The sequence below is a fragment of the Deinococcus grandis genome (genome assembly GCF_001485435.1).
Taxonomy (GTDB): Bacteria; Deinococcota; Deinococci; order Deinococcales; family Deinococcaceae; genus Deinococcus; species Deinococcus grandis.
Window position 1 is genome coordinate 1129352 of record NZ_BCMS01000001.1, and the last position, 16402, is coordinate 1145753.

General features: G+C 69.9%; 15 protein-coding genes. 5 read left to right on the forward strand and 10 right to left on the reverse strand.

Features of this window, described 5'->3' with window-relative positions:
• Nucleotides 1–12: 12 nt before the first annotated feature.
• Nucleotides 13–483 (reverse strand): transcription elongation factor GreA, encoded by a 471-nt coding sequence (gene greA, locus DEIGR_RS05670; RefSeq protein ID WP_058976030.1) that lies wholly within the window; start codon nucleotides 481–483, stop codon nucleotides 13–15.
• Nucleotides 484–619: 136 nt separating this feature from the next.
• Here greA and DEIGR_RS05675 point away from each other — a divergent pair, with 136 nt between their 5' ends.
• Nucleotides 620–946: a hypothetical protein gene (locus DEIGR_RS05675; protein WP_058976032.1), complete on the forward strand. Its 327-nt coding sequence runs from the start codon at nucleotides 620–622 to the stop codon at nucleotides 944–946.
• 37 nt (nucleotides 947–983) lie between these two features.
• Here the strand turns inward: DEIGR_RS05675 and tnpC are convergent, their stop codons facing one another.
• From tnpC to DEIGR_RS05695, 4 genes are all read right to left on the reverse strand, one after another.
• Nucleotides 984–2378 (reverse strand): IS66 family transposase, encoded by a 1395-nt coding sequence (gene tnpC, locus DEIGR_RS19600; protein WP_083523938.1) that lies wholly within the window; start codon nucleotides 2376–2378, stop codon nucleotides 984–986.
• Between the two features lie 239 nt (nucleotides 2379–2617).
• Nucleotides 2618–3667, reverse strand: coding sequence for a hypothetical protein (locus DEIGR_RS05685; protein ID WP_058978549.1), 1050 nt, complete (start codon nucleotides 3665–3667; stop codon nucleotides 2618–2620).
• 7 nt (nucleotides 3668–3674) lie between these two features.
• Nucleotides 3675–4472, reverse strand: a complete 798-nt coding sequence (locus tag DEIGR_RS05690) for an enoyl-CoA hydratase-related protein (RefSeq protein ID WP_058976034.1) — start codon at nucleotides 4470–4472, stop codon at nucleotides 3675–3677.
• A 105-nt stretch (nucleotides 4473–4577) separates the two neighbouring features.
• A complete protein-coding gene (locus DEIGR_RS05695; protein ID WP_058976036.1) occupies nucleotides 4578–5297 on the reverse strand; it encodes a phosphorylase family protein in 720 nt (239 codons plus the stop codon).
• Nucleotides 5298–5647: 350 nt separating this feature from the next.
• Here DEIGR_RS05695 and DEIGR_RS05700 point away from each other — a divergent pair, with 350 nt between their 5' ends.
• The 3 genes from DEIGR_RS05700 (at nucleotide 5648) to recJ (ending at nucleotide 9391) form a co-directional block, all read left to right on the forward strand.
• On the forward strand, nucleotides 5648–6826 hold the full coding sequence (locus DEIGR_RS05700; RefSeq protein ID WP_058978550.1) for an S-layer homology domain-containing protein: 1179 nt from the start codon (nucleotides 5648–5650) through the stop codon (nucleotides 6824–6826).
• A 106-nt stretch (nucleotides 6827–6932) separates the two neighbouring features.
• The gene (locus tag DEIGR_RS05705; RefSeq protein WP_058976038.1) at nucleotides 6933–7274 is read left to right on the forward strand and encodes a hypothetical protein; all 342 of its coding nucleotides are present in this window, start codon (nucleotides 6933–6935) and stop codon (nucleotides 7272–7274) included.
• A complete protein-coding gene (gene recJ / locus DEIGR_RS05710) occupies nucleotides 7271–9391 on the forward strand; it encodes a single-stranded-DNA-specific exonuclease RecJ (protein ID WP_058976040.1) in 2121 nt (706 codons plus the stop codon). The genes DEIGR_RS05705 and recJ overlap by 4 nt, the downstream gene beginning before the upstream one ends.
• Before the next feature lie 78 nt (nucleotides 9392–9469).
• Here the strand turns inward: recJ and DEIGR_RS05715 are convergent, their stop codons facing one another.
• From DEIGR_RS05715 to hemL, 3 genes are read right to left on the reverse strand one after another with little or no spacing between them, the layout of a single operon-like run.
• Entirely contained in the window at nucleotides 9470–10486 is a 1017-nt protein-coding gene (locus DEIGR_RS05715) for an NAD(P)/FAD-dependent oxidoreductase (protein ID WP_058976043.1), read from the reverse strand.
• Between the two features lie 3 nt (nucleotides 10487–10489).
• Entirely contained in the window at nucleotides 10490–10918 is a 429-nt protein-coding gene (locus DEIGR_RS05720) for a CoA-binding protein (protein WP_058976045.1), read from the reverse strand.
• Nucleotides 10915–12276: a glutamate-1-semialdehyde 2,1-aminomutase gene (hemL, locus tag DEIGR_RS05725; protein WP_058976048.1), complete on the reverse strand. Its 1362-nt coding sequence runs from the start codon at nucleotides 12274–12276 to the stop codon at nucleotides 10915–10917. Before hemL ends, DEIGR_RS05720 begins: the two co-directional genes overlap by 4 nt.
• A 124-nt stretch (nucleotides 12277–12400) precedes the next feature.
• Here hemL and DEIGR_RS05730 point away from each other — a divergent pair, with 124 nt between their 5' ends.
• Nucleotides 12401–13687: a glutamate-5-semialdehyde dehydrogenase gene (locus DEIGR_RS05730; RefSeq protein WP_153013648.1), complete on the forward strand. Its 1287-nt coding sequence runs from the start codon at nucleotides 12401–12403 to the stop codon at nucleotides 13685–13687.
• Between the two features lie 72 nt (nucleotides 13688–13759).
• Here the strand turns inward: DEIGR_RS05730 and dxs are convergent, their stop codons facing one another.
• Together dxs and DEIGR_RS05740 are read right to left on the reverse strand one after the other, a co-directional pair.
• Nucleotides 13760–15649 (reverse strand): 1-deoxy-D-xylulose-5-phosphate synthase, encoded by a 1890-nt coding sequence (gene dxs / locus DEIGR_RS05735; RefSeq protein ID WP_058976049.1) that lies wholly within the window; start codon nucleotides 15647–15649, stop codon nucleotides 13760–13762.
• A complete protein-coding gene (locus tag DEIGR_RS05740; RefSeq protein ID WP_058976052.1) occupies nucleotides 15646–16341 on the reverse strand; it encodes a hypothetical protein in 696 nt (231 codons plus the stop codon). Before DEIGR_RS05740 ends, dxs begins: the two co-directional genes overlap by 4 nt.
• Between the last annotated feature and the right edge of the window lie 61 nt (nucleotides 16342–16402).

Here is a 16402-nt window from a genome sequence, read left to right on the forward strand (position 1 = left end):
CGGGCGCGCCGCTTACTGGTAGTCGACGCTGAGGATCTCGAACTCGGCGCTGCCCTTGGGGAGCTGCACGGTGACCTTCTCCCCGGCGCGGCGTCCGGCGAGGGCCTTGCCGATGGGGCTGGCGTCGCTGATCTTGCCTTTCAGGACGTCCACCTCGTACGTGCCGACCAGTTCGAAGTGGTGCTCCTTGCCCTTGGCGTCGCGCACGCGGACCTTGGCGCCCAGTCCGGCGCCGCCGGTGGTGTCCTCCTCGATGATCATCGCGCGTTCCAGCTGCCGTTCGAGTTCCGAGATGCGGGCCTCGTTCTCGCTCTGCTGCATGCGGGCCTCGTCGTACGCGGCGCTTTCGCGCAGGTCGCCGTCCTCGATGGCGCGGCCCATGTTCTCGGAGATCTCCTCGCGTTTGGTGGTTTTCAGGAAGTGCAGGGTTTCGACCAGTTTGTCGTACCCGCGCTGGGTCATGGTGATGCGATCCTTCGTCATAGACAGTCAAGTATAGGCGGTTTCGGATGGTCGCGGCGCGCGCAGCTGACCGGCTGTCGCGCAGGGCGGGATCATGAAGGTCATCCCCCCGCTTTCCCCACCCGCGCGGGGGCCCGCAGCCCGTACCCTCCGGGACATGACACGAGACGACACGCGCGAATACGCCCCCGAGGGCGAGATCCGGGACGACGGCACCACCGGCGAACTGCTGAACGACAAGATGGCCGCCGAGGACCTGCTGCGCGGCGCCGCCAGCGCCGAGAGCAGCAACCCGAACGACCAGCCGGGCTTCCAGGACGGCGTGCTGGGCGGCAGTGACTTCGAGGACCGCCAGGGCACCCCGAACAACGACGGGGACAGCGACCTGGAGGGCCGCGCGGCGGGCGGCGAGGGCACGCACCGCAGCGGGGGCATCGACGGCGGCCCGGCCCGCACGACGCCCCTGCCCGGCGCGAAGAAGTAATACGGACTCCGGTTGGTAACTGCTCAGCAGGGCAAGCTCAGGGGTTGAAGTTAGGCATGAGCACGTCACCCGTGAACACGCTGACCAAGCCCTCCCAGACGCTGAGACCTTGCTTCTGCAACGTGGAAATGTAACTCCTGATCCGAGCGAAATTGCACCCACCCTCCTCGGACCGGAATCCTCCAGATACCTTGCGTTTCACGCACCATGCCCGCACGTCCCGCTCCGCCTGATTGTTATCAAACGGCACTCGGCAGTCATGTAGGAACAGCAGCACCGCTGCGCGGTGCTGCTGGCACCGCAACGCCAGATTCCGCCCATGTGACTGCTTCGTCGGACCGCGTCGCCCTGGAACGGGCGGCGCGGCTGGGTTGGCCAGCAAGCCCTCCTCAAGCAGTTCATCAAATCGCCGTTCAAACGCCGTGCGGGCCTCTGGGCTCAGCGTCCCGGCGTTCAGGTCGTGATACACCGTCCTCAGCGATTCCCGAAGTGCGCCAGCCCACACCTGCCCATGGTGTTCGGCCAATCCCCGCAGCTCCCGCAACAGATGAGCTCCGCACAGGGCATGCTGTGCCGGAAGTTTGAAGTACGAGCTCCAGGCGTCGTGGACCAGGATGCCGGTGTACTTCGGCAGGACCTTCATGTGCTCCAGTGCCGCGAGGCCGCGCCGGGCATGCTGGCCGTAGAACGTGAGCTGCGCGCAGCTCACGACATGCATCCAGTGCAGCTTCCCGTTCACCGGGCTGCCGGTCTCATCTGCATGCAGCACCGGTTGATGTGTCAGGGCTGTCCTGAGTCGCCCTTCAAAGTCCTGCAGTCGCTCCGCTGCCAGATTCAGGTTCAGCGCGATGGTGCCATCACTCGGGCGTGCTCCGCAGACCGCGTGCAGGATTTCACTGGTGCGTTCGAGGGGCACGAAGTGCGCCACGTTCAGATACACCGTCAAGGCGTGGACCCGTGGACCGTATTGCACCTGAGCCGTGACGTGCGTGGGGAAGGGTGCTCGCTGCCGGGAACGACATCCAGGGCAGATCTTGACGTCGGCGCGGTATTCGGTGACCTGAAGGTGGAGGTCGGGGAGGTCATGAACCTGTCGAGCGACCTGGGTGTCGACTGGAACGTCATCCCAGGCCTGCCCGCAGGTGCAGTGTCCCGTCACCGGGAGATCGACGATGACGTCGGGATGCGCGGACATCTTGAGGGTCTTGCCGGGGTGATCGGGTTGAGCGCCAGAAGACCGGCCGGTCTTCTGGCGCTCACTCTTGGGCTGCCAGGGCTTGTCCTGACTGGGAGGCTGACTGGATGTGGTGCTGTTTCGGGCCAGTTGAGCTTTGATGGTGCGAAGTTCAGTCAGCACCTCAGCGAGCTGGGCTTCGAGTTCACGGACGCGTGCCTCGAGTCGTTTGCAGTTTGGGCAGGGGACCTCGCTGATGGTCCACCTTACCCAATCGACTCCGGAAAATCACCCTGCTGAGCAGTTACTCCGGTTGAAAGGTTTGCAAAAACTTTCAACCCGAGCGGAGCGAGCAGGAGAGAAACGGGTTCCGGACGTGGAGCTGGCAATCCGGTGAAGTTCCGGATTGTCAGCGAAACAAACGGAATCCGTATAAGACACAGCAGACGAGGGGACCCCGGCCAGACGGTCAGGGTCCCCTCCTCTTGCTGCGTCGCTCAGCGGCTGTCGGTGCCGATACCCAGGTTGTCCACCACGGCCTGCTGCGCCTGCTTCTGCGAGTCCATGACCTCGACGGCCACCTGCTCGCCGCCCCCCAGGTCCATCACGAAGTGGTCGCCGTCCAGCCGCACGCGCGAGAGGATCTGCTCCTCGCCCTCGGGGCGGGTGGTGGCGCGCAGGTCCACGAAGCGGCGCATGGGCGTGCGGATCACCTTGGGCGCCAGGATCTCCTCCACCTGGAAGATCCCGCCGGAGTTGTTCATGGTGACGCTGATCAGCACCGGCTTGTCCCGCCCGCGCTCGATGACCACCTGATCCACCGCCAGCGCGCTGATCGAGTGGATGTCCACGCTGCCCAGACTGAACGCCTTGCGGCCCCGGCCCTTGGTGATGTCCGTGCCGTCCGCCACGGCGACGATGCCGCCCTCCATGGTCAGCGGCGCGGGGCTCAGGTCGTGGCAGTTGATGGCGCCCAGGATGAACGAGCGCACCTTCACGCGCTTGAACGGGTCGGGGTACAGCGGCGTCATGATCCGGTCGAGGATCGGCAGGGCCAGTGCCACGCCGTGCGCCTCGTGCCCCACGCGGTGAATCTGATTGCCGATGTCGTGCAGCATGGTGCCCAGGATGACGGTCAGGAACACGTCGTCCGCGTCCCCGACGCCACTCTCCATGATGTCGGTCCGCACCCCGCCCTCGAGCAGGAGTTCGGTGATCGCCATGCCCGCCGCGCCCGTGATGAACGCATGCACGCGCCCGTGGTCGTTGTAGCCCAGCTTGCGCATGGTGATGTAGTTCGCCATGTCCCAGTGCGCCAGGGCCTCCGGGTCGCCCCGCAGCGCGTCGTACGCGGCCAGCGCACGCGGGTAGTCGCGCAGGTCGCTGCGGATCGCCTGATTGGCCTCCTCGATCAGTTTCGAGCGGGGGGTGGTGAACTCGACCACGCGGGTCTTCGCGGCGGGTGCGGCGCTGTCCTCACGGCCCGCGACGTCGCTGACCTTGCCGCCCTCGACCTGCAGGCGGAACTTCTGCTCGCCGCCCCCCATGCCGTCCTCATTCACCCTGGAACTCCGCGCGGCGCTTGTTCAGGAAGGCGTCCACCCCCTCACGGAAATCCTTCGTGGCGACCGTCATCCCGAACAGGTCCGCCTCGACCTCCAGGCCCGCCTCCAGCGTGGTGTCCATGCCGCGGCGCACCGCCTCCTTGACGAGGGACAGCGCGATCGGGGCGTTCTTCAGCATCAGTTCGGCCACCTCGCGCGCCTTGGTCAGGGCGTCGTCCGCGACGTAGTTCACGAGGCCCATGCCCAGCGCCTCGTCGGCCTTCACCTGACGGGCCGTGAGCATCAGGTCCAGCGCGCGGCCCGCACCGACCAGCCGCGCCAGACGCTGCGTACCGCCGAAACCGGGAATCAGGCCCAGGGACACCTCCGGCAGGCCCAGGCGGGCGGTTGTCGCGGCCACGCGCACGTCGCACGCCAGCGCCAGTTCCAGCCCGCCGCCCAGCGCGAAGCCGTTCACGGCCGCGATCACCGGAATCGGCAGCGAGGAGATCTGGTGCATGACGTCCTGCCCGGCCAGCGACAGCTCGCGGCCGTCGTACACGCCCTCCAGATTCTCGAACTCGCTGATGTCGGCGCCCGCCACGAACGCCTTGTCCCCGGCGCCCGTGATGATCAGCGCGCCGACCTCGGCGTCCTCCACGATCAGGTTCACGGCCTGCGCGATCTCCGACAGGGTATCGGCACTCAGGGCGTTCAGCGCGCGGGGGCGGTTGATGGTCAGGACCGCGATGGGGCCATGCTGGTCAATCTGCACGTTGTTGAACTCGAATTCATCCAGTTGGGTCATGCGAGTATCCTGCCACAGCCCGCCCCGCGCACAAAGGGCGCACAACGGCGATCACGACACAAAAGGAGGACCGCCCGGCTGGACGGCCCTCCCCGGCACGGTCGCTCAGTCGCGCGCGGCCAGCGTCACGATGGCGTCCAGCGCCACGCGCACCATGCGGTCCACCCCGGCGGCCAGCACGTCGTCCGGCACCAGCTGCGGATCGCCGATGTCGTTGCTGCACGCCGTCAGACACGCCGCGCGCAGGCCCCGCTGCGCCGCGACCAGGAAGATCGCGCTGGCCTCCATCTCGAAACCCAGCACGCCCCGGCCCGCCCACAGCCGCGCATGCTCGGGCGTGCTGGCGTAGAAGGCGTCCTCGGTCATGACCAGCCCCACGTGGTGCGGGGCGCCGCTGGCGCGGGCCGCCTGCACGCTGGCCTCCACGACCTCGAAGCTCGCGGCGGGCGCGTACGGCGCGCCGCCCAGCATCTGCCGGGTGGTCCCGTCGTTCGGCACGGCCGCCGTGGCGATCACCAGATCACCCGGCGCCACGCTGGGGGTCGCGCCGCCCAGCGTGCCCACGCGGATCAGCGTCCGCGCGCCCAGTCGCGCGAGTTCCTCCGCGACGATCGCCGCGCTCGGGCAGCCCATCCCGGTCGTCTGCACGCTGACCGGCACGCCCTGATACGTGCCCGTGAAGCCCAGCAGCTGCCGGTGACTGGTGTACTCGCGGGCGCCCTCCAGGTACGTCTCGGCAATGTGACGCGCGCGGTTGGGATCACCGGGCAGCAGGACATACGGGGCGACGTCGCCGGGCTGGGCTCGAACGTGAATCTGGCTCATGCGCCGGAGTATAGGTGGCGCGCCGGGTGCCGCCTACTGCCCGCAGGCCCCGCCGGACCATGAGCGAAAGCTCATGAACGCCGGGCATGACGGCCCCGACAGTTTTCTCACGAGGCAGGCCCCTGAGCCCGCTCTGCACACACTCCGCGCTCCTCATACGAAAGGGCCAATCTGTCACGCGACGCTCACGATCAAGAGGAATGTCAGATTCGACTCATAAAACCCCTCCACGTCGACGCAATCGCCGGGCGGTGTTCACAAAGACCTCACTCCCCCTGCCTACCGTGAAGCCCAGAGGAACGCGTCACATTGTGCTGTCGTTTCCGATTCAGACCGAAGGAGAACTCAACATGCGCAAATCACTGATCATCGCGTCCACCCTGGCCCTCAGCCTCGGCGCAGCCAGCGCCCAGACCACCACCACGACCGCCGCCCCCGCCCAGGTCACCCTGAGCGACGTTCCCGCCGGTCACTGGGCCAAAGACGCCGTGGACAAGATCGTCCAGTGCGGCCTGATCCAGGGCTTCCCCGACGGCACCTTCCGCGGCAACGAGAACCTCACCCGCTACCAGGCCGCCCTGATCTTCTACCGCGCCCTGCAGACCGGCAGCCTGAGCAACTGCGGCTTCAGCGCCGGTGACATGACCACCATTGCCAACGGCATGCAGGAAGTCAGCACCGAACTGGCCGCCATCGCCAGCCGCGTCACCGACCTCGAGAAACTCACCGCCGACCAGCAGGCCCGCATCGACGCCCTCGAGGCGAAGATCAACGGCATGGACAGCGGCGCCGCCAGCACCGACGTCGCCGCGCTGAACGCCCGCATCGACGCGCTGGAAGCCGCCATCCGCAACATCCCCGCCGGTCCCCAGGGTCCCGCGGGCCCCACCGGCCCCCAGGGCCCCGCAGGCCCCACCGGCCCCCAGGGCCCCGCAGGCGCCAGCACCAGCACCACGGGCACCGTCACCACCCCCGCCCCCAGCACCGGCACCACCGTCGTCATCGGTGAACCCACCCCCACCGCCACGGCCCCCACTCGCGATATCTACGCTGGCGTCGGCGTGGGCGCCAAGATGGCCGGCAGCGGCTCCGAGTGCAAGGACCTGGGCAACAAGACCAGCAACGTGAACTACTGCCTGAACGGCAGCGCCATGGTCGGTAAGAACAACGTGCTCGGCCCGGTCGGCGCACGAATCGGTGTGGACTACCAGGCTGGCTGGAACGCTGTGAGCGTGGACGCCAACGCCACCTACTCACTGAACACCGGCAGCCGTATCACGCCGTACGTTGGCGCGGGCCTGGGTCTGACCAGCGGCCAGCAGCGTGGCAACACTGCCCAGAACACCAGCGACGTGTACGTGAACGCCATCGCTGGCGTGGACTTCAACGTGACCGACAGCATCGCCGTCTTCGCCGAGTACAACGGACGCTACTACACCAGCAACAAGGGGTACGCGACCGGACTTGACAGCAGCGCCAGCAATGGCCTGAGCAACGGCATCAAGACCGGCGTGAAGTTCTACTTCTAAGCCCCACACCCCACCAGGGTTGCGACCCCCGGCCACTCGGCCGGGGGTTGTCTCATGGCGGGCGTGGCACGGTGTCCCTCACCCGTGCGGGCTACACTGCGCGGTGATGCGGCTCGTTTCGTTCATTCAGGTGCTGCTGCTGCTGGGCATCGCCGCTTACCTCGCGCTGGTCACGCTGGAGAATCCGGGCGTGGTCCGCCTGCCCCTGCCCACCGGGAGTGGCGAACTGACCGTGCCGGTCGGGGCGGGCGTGGCGATCTTCCTGGCGCTGGGGGTGCTGTTCGCGACGCTGCTGCTGCTGCCGGGCCTGTGGCGGGAACGCGTACGCCGTGGGCGCGAGGCCAGGCTGCGACGTCAGGCCGAGGACCGCCTGACCGCGACCCTCCAGGCGCGCCTCGGGTCGGTGGTGTCCACCGAGGTCATCGCCGACAGTGAGGTGACCCCATGACCGGTGACCCCGTGACCGCGCCCCGCTGGGTGCTCGCGCCGCCCGCCAGCCGCGAGGAGCTGCTGCGCGTCATGCGGGAGTGGCGGGTGTCGCCCCCACTGGCGCAGGTCCTCACCGGGCGGCACCTCACCCCCGCACTGCTGGACCCACCGCTGACTCTGACGCCGAACCCGGCGCTGCGCGAGGCTGCCCGGCGCATCGTGACCGCGATCAGAGCGAAGCAGCGCGTCCGCATTCACGGGGACTACGACGCGGACGGCGTGAGCGCCACCGCCACCCTGGTCCTGGGCCTGCGCGACCTGGGCGCAGACGTGCACGGCTTCATCCCGCACCGCCTGAACGAGGGCTACGGCGTCCACCCGGACAAGGTCGAGGAGCACGCCGCCGCCTGCGACCTGCTCGTGACCGTGGACTGCGGCGTGACGAACATCGAGGAGGTCGCCGCCCTGATCGCGCGGGGCGTGCAGGTCATCGTGACCGACCACCACGCGCCCGGCGACGACTTCCCCGACGCGCTGGTCGTCCACCCGCGCCTGACCGACGGTTACGACCATGACCTGCACAACCTGACCGGGGCGGGCGTCGCATACCACCTCCTCTGGGCCGTTCATGAGGAACTCGGGCTGCCGGAACCACGCGCCCTGACGGCGCTGGCCACCCTGGGCACCGTCGCGGACGTCGCGCCTCTCATCGGGGAGAACCGCGCGCTGGTCCGCGCCGGACTGGACGCCCTGCGGGACACGACCCTGCCGGGCCTGCGCGCCCTGCTCGACTCGGGCCGCGTCAAGCGCCCCACCGCGCGGGACGTGGCCTTCATCCTCGCGCCGCGCATCAACGCCGCCGGACGCCTCGGCGAGGCCGACGTCGCGCTGGACCTGCTGACGACCCCCAGCGCGCACGACGCCAGCCGCCTCGCGGAATACCTGGAGATCCGTAACCAGGAACGCCGCAAACTCCAGGACGACATGTTCCAGCACGCCCTGACCCTCGCCGACCCGGGCGAGCCCGCGCTGGTCGTCACGCACCCCGACTGGCACGCGGGCGTCATGGGCATCGTCGCCAGCAAACTCGTCGACGCGTACCACAAACCCGTGTTCATCGTCGCGCAGGGCAAGGGCTCGGTGCGGTCCACGCCCGGCATCAGCGCGGTCGAGGGCCTGCGTTACAGCCACGACCTCCTGAAACGCTACGGCGGGCACCCCGGCGCCGCCGGATTCGCCATCGACCCCACCAACATGAACGCCTTCCGCGACCGCATCCACGCGTACGCCCGGCAGTTCCCCACCCCCGCCCCGCGGGTGCGGCTGGACGCGCCGCTGCCCGCGCTGGCCGCCAGCCTCGACCTGCTTCAGGAAACACACACCTTCGAACCCTTCGGCGAGGGACACGCCCTGCCACTGTGGCACCTGCGCGAAGCCCTCACCGAGACCCGACTGGTCGGCAAGAAAGGCAACAGCCTCCAGTTCAAGGTCGCGGGCCTGCGCGGCATCAAATTCGACGAGACCGACGACGCCCCCGGAGAACGCGACCTGGGCGCGCACCTCGTCAGCAGCGAATGGCGCGGCCAGACCCGCCTGGAATTCCACGGACAGGCCCTGCGTCCCCCCGCCCCCATCGACCTCGACGCCCCCACCCCCGGGCGGCCCACCCCGCGCCTGAACCCCAAAGCCGCCATGGAACACCTGCGCGCCGGAGCCAGCGCCTACGCCGAGGGGCCCGTCGCCGCGTACCTGCGCGACAATGTCCCCGGCCTCACCCTCGTCACCCCCGCCGACGCGCACCCCGGCGGGGAACTCATCCTGTACGCCCTCCCGCCCGAGGACACCCTGCGCGGCTGGCTGCACGCCACCCAGGCCCGCCCCACCGCCAGTCTCGCCTTCGCGTTCGGCCCCAAGACCCTCGCGGAACTCGAAGGCAGCCTCAGCCGCCACCACCTCAGCGCCCCGCCCGCCAACCCCCTGCTGAACCCCGGCACCCTGGAAGCCGCCGCCGACGCCTACCGCCGCTGGCAGTGGGCGCACCACTGGCGCACCCTCAGCGACGACGGCTGGACCGCCAGCGTCCACGCCATGCTCGGCGAACCCGTACAGGAACGGGAAGCAGTCAGTGCCGACTGAGCAGGGTCAAAGGGTCTGAAGGTCTGAGGGTCCAAGGCTTCGACGCTTGGACCCTCAGACCTTTTGACTTTCAGCCCTTCACGTTCCCGTGACGCGGCGGGCGAGGGTCCAGCCGCTGAGGAGTGCGGTTTCCACGCGGGGGCCGTGCTCGTCGGGGGTGAACCAGTCGCCGCACCAGCCGAGGCGTAGTTCGGGGTCCCAGTGGCAGGGGCCGGGCGCGGGGCGGTTGGGGATGGCGTAACGCCAGCGGTGCGCGAAGGCGTGCAGGGCGGGGGGGAGGTCGCCCGTGATCTCGGCGGCGGCGCGCAGCAGGTCGGGCAGGACCTCTTCGGGGGTGCGCTCCAGGTTCGCGCGGCTCCAGTCGGGCGTGGCGTGCAGCGTCAGCGCGGGCGGGTGCCCAGCGGGGCGTTTGGTGTGCTCGCGCGCCAGCCATTCCAGGACGGGGTGGTCGGTGCGCAGGGCGGGCCAGCTGACGTCCAGATCGCGTTCCAGCACGACGCCTGCCGCCCAGCACGGCGCGTACTCGACGGCGGCGACCCGTTCGGCGGTGCCCTCGGAGTCGCTGCCGCGCAGGTCGAGGTCTGCCAGCAGCGGGGCCAGTTGCGGCGCGGGCAGGTTCAGGAGGAGCGTCCCGGCCTCCCAGGTGGCACCGTCGCGGGTGTGGACGCGCCAGCCGCCGGGGCGGCGTTCCAGGCTGGTGACGGTCACGCCGGTGGTGACCTCCAGCCCGCGTGCGAGGGTGCGGCCCAGGGTGCTGAGGCCCTGCGGGGGCGCGTAGCGGGGGTGCCCGTCGCCGCCTCCGCTGATCTGTCCGGCCTGCCAGCGGGAGACGCCGCGCGTCCACTCGGCGTTCCAGCCTTCCCGGATGCCCGCCTCGGCCAGCGCGCGGGTGCGGTCGTGGCGGGCAGTGAAGAACCGCGCCCCGTGATCCAGTCGCGCCTCGCGCCCGTCGGGGAGGGTCACGCGGCGGGTGGCGGCGCGGCCCGACACGCCCCGCGCCTTGTCCAGCAGCGTGACCTGCTGCCCCGCCGCCCCCAGGTCACGCGCCGCGGCCAGCCCACCCAGGCCCGCACCCACCATCAGCACGCCTTGCATGCGTTACAGCAGCGCCCGGTGATCGGCGAGCAGGCAGCGGTCCTGCACGACGTCGATGCCATGGGCCGCGAGTTCGCGGGCGGTCGCGTCGTCACGAATGCCGAGCTGCAACCACACCACCTTCGGCGGGGTCGGCATGGCCAGGATGTCCGGCAGGTGCCCGCGCACCTTGTCGCTGCGGCGGAACACGTCCACGATGTCCACCGGGGTCGTGATCTCCGCCAGGGTCGCCACCGCCCGGTGCCCGAAGAAGCTCTCGCCGCGCGCCGCCAGCGCCGGGTTCACCGGGATGATCGTGTACCCCTGGCGGTGCATGTACTCCGGCACGTAGTACGCGGGTTTCATCGCGTCATGATGGAAGCCCACCACGGCAATCACTCGGTGCTCGGTGAGGATCTGCCGCACCTGCGCCGTCTGGGTGACCAGGGTCACGCGCCCAGCTCCCGGCCCAGGTCCTGGTAAGCGGCGCGCGCGGCGTCCAGCGTGGCGTTCAGTTCCGCGTCGCCGTGAACGCCACTGACGAAGATGCTCTCGAACTGGCTGGGCGCCCAGTACACGCCCCGGCCCAGCATGCCCTGGAACCAGCGGGCGAAGGCCTTCGTGTCACTCGCGGCGGCGTCCGTGTACGTGCGCACGCTGCCGTCCGGCGCGTTCAGGTGGAAGGCGGTCAGCATGCTGCCGATGTGGTTGATGCTGATCGGCACGCCCGCCGCCGACGCCGCGTCGCGCAGGCCGTCCGCCAGTGCCGTCGTGTACGCCCCGAGTCGCGCGTACAGGTCCGGGTCGGCCTCCAGCGCACTCAGGGTCGCGAGGCCCGCCGCCATCGCCAGTGGGTTTCCGCTGAGCGTCCCGGCCTGATACACCGGGCCCTGCGGGGACACGAAGTCCATCACTGAAGCGCGGCCCCCGTACGCGCCCACCGGCAGGCCACCGCCGATGATCTTGCCCCAGCAGATCAGGTCCGGACGCAGACCCAGCAGGCCCGTCGCGCCGCCCAGCGACAGGCGGAAGCCGGTCATGACCTCGTCCGCGATCAGCAGCGCCCCGTGGGTCTTCACGCGGTGCAGCGCCGCCAGGAACTCCGGCGTGGGAATGAGCACCCCGGCGTTCCCCACCACCGGCTCGAAGATCACCGCCGCGACCTCCGACCCGCGCGCGGCCATCAGGGCGTCCAGCGCCGCCGGATCGTTGTACTCGCTGACCAGCGTCAGGCCCGCGTACTCCTCGGGCACACCCGCGCTGCTCGGGGCGGCCGCGCCCAGCGCCCCGTCCGCGTTCGTCATCAGGCCACTCCCGGCCTCCACGAGCAGGCCGTCCGCGTGCCCGTGGTAGTTCCCGCGGAATTTCACGATGAACTTCCGGCCCGTCACGCCACGCGCCAGCCGCAGCGCACTCATGGTGGCCTCGGTGCCGCTGCTCACGAAGCGCACGCGGTCCACGCCCGTCAGGCGCGTCACGAGTTCTGCCAGCAGCACCTCCCGCTCGCCGGGCGCGCCGAAACTCGTGCCGTACTGCAGGGCGTCCGCGATCGCCCCCCGCACCGCCGGGTGGTTGTGCCCCAGGATCATCGGCCCCCACGACCCGATGTAATCCAGCAGGCGCGTGCCGTCCGCGTCGGTCAGGTACGCGCCGTCCGCGCGGGCGATGAAGCGCGGCGTGCCGCCCACGCTGCGGAAGGCCCGCACCGGACTGTTCACCCCGCCCGGCGTGACGGCCCGCGCGCGCGCGAACAGCGCCTCCGAATGCGCCGTGGGCGCGGGCGTAGGAACAGCTTGCAACTCGGTGGTCATGCCCCCCACCTTACCGGAGGCCCGTGAGGGCCGTGGGCAACCCAGCGCACACTGACCTCAGCAGGGCGCGGGAGGTCTGCACCGCGCGCCGGGCCGGACAGGAGGGGCGCGCTACGCTGGCGGGATGAGTGAGTCGTCCCCCAACCTGACCATCCGGGCGATGGGCGTGCGGGCCCGCGCCGCCGCGCGCGTGCTGCGGTCGCTGCCCACCGCGCGCAAGGTGGCCGCGCTGCACGCGATCGCCGCCGGACTGCGCGCCAACGCTGACGGCATCCTGGCCGCGAACGCGCAGGACGTGCAGGCCGCGCTGGAGGCCGGGCTGCCCGAGCCGATGGTGGCCCGCCTGCGCCTGGACGCCCGCATGCTGGACGGCATCGCGGCGGACGTGGAGGCCGTGTCGCGCCTGCCCGACCCGGTGGGGGAGACCACCCCCGCGCGGGAGCAGCCGAGCGGCATCCGCGTGAGCACCCGGCGCGTCCCGCTGGGCGTGCTGGGTGTCATCTACGAGAGCCGCCCGAACGTGACCGTGGACGTCGCCGCGCTGGCCCTGATGAGCGGGAACGCCGTGATCCTGCGCGGCGGCAAGGAGACCGTGCGCAGCAACGCCGCGCTGGAAGCCGTCATCCACGCCGCGCTGCGCGAACAGAACCTCCCGGCGCACGGGGTGCAGGTCATCCGCGACCCGGCCCGCGAGCGCATGCTCGACCTCCTGAAACTGGACGATCTGGTCGACGCGATCATCCCGCGCGGCGGGGCCGGCCTGCACCGCTACTGCGTGGAGAACGCCACCGTGCCCGTCATCGTGGGCGGCATCGGCGTGGTCCACGTGTACCTCGACCCCAGCTTCACCCGCGACCCCGCCGACCGCGCGCGTGCCCTGGAGATCGTCCGGAACGCGAAGGTGCAGAAACCCAGCGCCTGCAACGCCCTCGACACCCTCCTGATTCACGAGCACGCGCTGGACGCCCTGCCGGACATCGCCCGCGACCTCCAGGCGCACGGCGTGACCCTGCGCACCGACCCGGCCGCCCACGCCGCCCTGAGTGCCGCCGGGATCACCACCGATCCCGCCACGGACGCCGACTACGGCACGGAATTCCTGGCCCTGACCGCCAGCGTGAAGACCGTCCCCTCCTTCGAGGACGCACTGGACTTCATCGCCGCGCGCGGGAACCACACCGACGTGATCCTCACCCGCGACGACGCGCAGGCGGGGCGGTTCATCGAGGACGTCGACTCGGCGGCCGTCGTCGTGAACGCCAGCCCCCGCTTCAACGACGGCGGACAGCTCGGCCTGGGCGCCGAGGTCGCCATCAGCACCCAGAAACTCCACGCCCGCGGCCCCATGGGCCTGCGCGAACTGACCACCACCAAATGGGTCGTGGAAGGCAACGGCGAAGTAAGGATGTAGATGGTCAAAAGTTGATGGTTGATAGAAGGGAGCCGACCCTCTATCAACCATCAACTTTTGACTATCAACCTGCTACACCCCGAGCGGGACGTCCACGCCGAGTTCGGCCAGGACGGTGCGGATGGCCTGCGCGTCGATGCCGGTGCGGGCGTGGACGCTCTCGACGGTGGCGTGCTCCTGGAATTCGTCGGGGATGCCCAGGACGCGCACGGGGGTCTTGATCCCCTCGGCGTTCAGGAATTCCAGCACGGCGCTGCCGAAGCCGCCGACGACGGTATTGTCCTCGACGGTGATGATCGCGCGGGCGCTGCGGGCCACGTCGCGCAGCATCGCTTCATCCAGGGGTTTCACGAAGCGGGCGTTCACGACGCCCACGCCGTCCAGTCCGGCGGCGGCCTTCTGCGCGTACTCCAGGCCCTTGCCGCCCGCCAGGATGACCACGTCCGCACCGTCCTTGACGCGCTCCCACGTGCCCCACTCCAGAGTGGGCCAGGTGCCCTCGGGAACGGGCGTGGTGTTGCCGCGCGGGTAGCGGACCGCGAAGGGACCGTCGTGCGTCTGCGCGTACTTCAGCATGCCGCGCAGTTCCGCCGCGTCCCTCGGCAGGCCGATGCGCACGCCGGGAATGGAGCGCAGGAAGCTCAGGTCGAACACGCCGTTGTGCGTCGCGCCGTCCGCGCCGACGATCCCGGCGCGGTCGATGGCGAACGTGACGTTCAGGTGCTCGATGGCCACGTCGTGCAGCACCTGATCGTACGCGCGCTGCAGGAACGACGAGTAGATCGCCACGACGGGGCGCAGGCCCTGCAGGGCCATCCCGGCGGCGGCGGTCACCGCGACCTCCTCGGCGATGCCCACGTCCAGGTAGCGGTTCGGGTGCGCCTTTGAGTACCCGACCAGCCCGCTGCCCTCGCGCATGGCGGGCGTGATCACGAACGTGCGCGGATCCTGCGCGGCCAGTTCGGTCATGGCGTCCCCGAAGGCGTTGCTCCACGAGTACGCCTTGCTGGCGCTGAACGCCCCGGTGCTCGGGTCGAACTTGCCCGGCCCGTGCCAGTAGATGGGGTCGGCTTCCGCGTAGCTGAGGCCCTTGCCCTTCTTCGTGACGACGTGCAGGATGGTCGGCCCGTCCAGGTCCACGAGGCGTTCCATCAGCCACACGAGTTCCTGCACGTTGTGGCCGTCCACCGGGCCGACATAGCGCACGCCCATCGCCGCGAAGGGATTCACGCTGGCCGGGTCGAAGAAGTGCCGCGTGGAGCTCTTGGCGCGGCTCATGAAGCTCGCCAGGGGCTTGCTGACGGCCTCCATGGCCTTCTTGCCCGCGCCCTCGCCCTCCTGGAACCACTTCTGCACCTGCAGGCCGCGCATGAACTTGTTCATCGCGCCGACGTTCTCGCTGATGCTCATCTCGTTGTCGTTCAGGACGAGCAGCATCCGGCGGTTCATGTCGCCGATGGTGTTCAGCGCCGCCAGCGCCATGCCGCCCGTCAGGCTGCCGTCCCCGATCACGGCGGCGACCTTGTAGTCCTGGCCCAGCGCGTCGCGGGCCATCGCCATGCCCAGCGCGTTCGCCAGACTGGTGCTGGCGTGCCCGACCGTGATCGCGTCGTGCGGGGACTCGCTGACCTTCGTGAAGCCCGACAGGCCCCCCTCCTTCTTCACGGTCGCCATCTGGTCGCGCCGCCCGGTGAGGATCTTGTGCGCGTACGCCTGATGCCCCACGTCGAACAGGATCCGGTCGCGCGGCGAGTTCAGGACGTAGTGCAGCGCCACGATCAGGTCGGTCGCGCCCAGCGAAGATGCGAGGTGCAACCCCCCGACCGAGCACACCCGCGTGATCTCGTCCCGCAGTTCCTGCGCCAGCGCGGGCAGCTGCTCACGGGAGAGTTTCTTGAGGTCGTCGGGCGTGTTCACGCGGTCCAGCAGCGGCGTGCCGGACGTCTGTCTGATGTCGGTCATGGTTGTCCTCCTGAACGCGGGGCGAAGTTCCGCTCGGTCAGCAGCAGCCCCTCGGGCGTGCGCACCTCGCCCACGAACGGCGCGAACCACAGCTGCTGGGTGGCCGGGAACAGCCCGCCCACCGTGTCGCTGATCTGCCGCGTCACCACCCACACGTCGAAACGCCCGCCCGGCGTACTCACCGTGCGGCGTTCCTGCACCAGGTAAGAGTACGACAGCGTGCCGCTGCCCTTCACGGCCCCGTCGTCCGCGACGAGCGACACCTGACTCTGCCCCTGCCACGTCAGGCCCGCCCGCCACGCGTCCGGCGCGGGGTACTCCAGCCACGCCGGTTGCAGCCGCACCGTCACGCCCGGTTTGCGGATGCCGAGCAGTTTCACGCCCTGCGCGTCGGTCACGCGGTACCACGTCTGGTCCGCGCCGCGCCCGGTCATGCGCGTGGCACTCACCGCCTCACCACCGAACAGCGTCGGGCCGAGGTTCTGCACCACGTACGGCGCGCCGCCCGCCACCTCGCCCTCCGGAAGGTACGCCCACGCCAGCCCCGTCTCCTGCGGGTAGAACGACGCGCGCGTCAGCGGCGTGCTGCTCTGCACCGTGCCGGGAGCAGCCGCCTGCGGCACACACGACGCCAGCGCGGCGCACAGCGCACCGGCCAGGACGGCAGCAAGCGGGAAACGGGGGGCGGGCATGGCACCAAGCTTAGAACGCCTCATCGCCCTCATTCTGTCAGCAAACATGAAGTTCCCCTGA

Excerpts from the sequence above, each read along its gene's own strand:
- greA (WP_058976030.1), bottom strand. The coding sequence starts at position 483 with ATGACGAAGGATCGCATCACCATGACCCAGCGCGGGTACGACAAACTG.
- DEIGR_RS05675 (WP_058976032.1), top strand. The coding sequence starts at position 620 with ATGACACGAGACGACACGCGCGAATACGCCCCCGAGGGCGAGATCCGG.
- DEIGR_RS05685 (WP_058978549.1), bottom strand. The coding sequence starts at position 3,667 with ATGGGGGGCGGCGAGCAGAAGTTCCGCCTGCAGGTCGAGGGCGGCAAG.
- DEIGR_RS05690 (WP_058976034.1), bottom strand. The coding sequence starts at position 4,472 with ATGACCCAACTGGATGAATTCGAGTTCAACAACGTGCAGATTGACCAG.
- DEIGR_RS05695 (WP_058976036.1), bottom strand. The coding sequence starts at position 5,297 with ATGAGCCAGATTCACGTTCGAGCCCAGCCCGGCGACGTCGCCCCGTAT.
- DEIGR_RS05700 (WP_058978550.1), top strand. The coding sequence starts at position 5,648 with ATGCGCAAATCACTGATCATCGCGTCCACCCTGGCCCTCAGCCTCGGC.
- DEIGR_RS05705 (WP_058976038.1), top strand. The coding sequence starts at position 6,933 with ATGCGGCTCGTTTCGTTCATTCAGGTGCTGCTGCTGCTGGGCATCGCC.
- recJ (WP_058976040.1), top strand. The coding sequence starts at position 7,271 with ATGACCGGTGACCCCGTGACCGCGCCCCGCTGGGTGCTCGCGCCGCCC.
- DEIGR_RS05715 (WP_058976043.1), bottom strand. The coding sequence starts at position 10,486 with ATGCAAGGCGTGCTGATGGTGGGTGCGGGCCTGGGTGGGCTGGCCGCG.
- hemL (WP_058976048.1), bottom strand. The coding sequence starts at position 12,276 with ATGACCACCGAGTTGCAAGCTGTTCCTACGCCCGCGCCCACGGCGCAT.
- DEIGR_RS05730 (WP_153013648.1), top strand. The coding sequence starts at position 12,401 with ATGAGTGAGTCGTCCCCCAACCTGACCATCCGGGCGATGGGCGTGCGG.
- dxs (WP_058976049.1), bottom strand. The coding sequence starts at position 15,649 with ATGACCGACATCAGACAGACGTCCGGCACGCCGCTGCTGGACCGCGTG.
- DEIGR_RS05740 (WP_058976052.1), bottom strand. The coding sequence starts at position 16,341 with ATGCCCGCCCCCCGTTTCCCGCTTGCTGCCGTCCTGGCCGGTGCGCTG.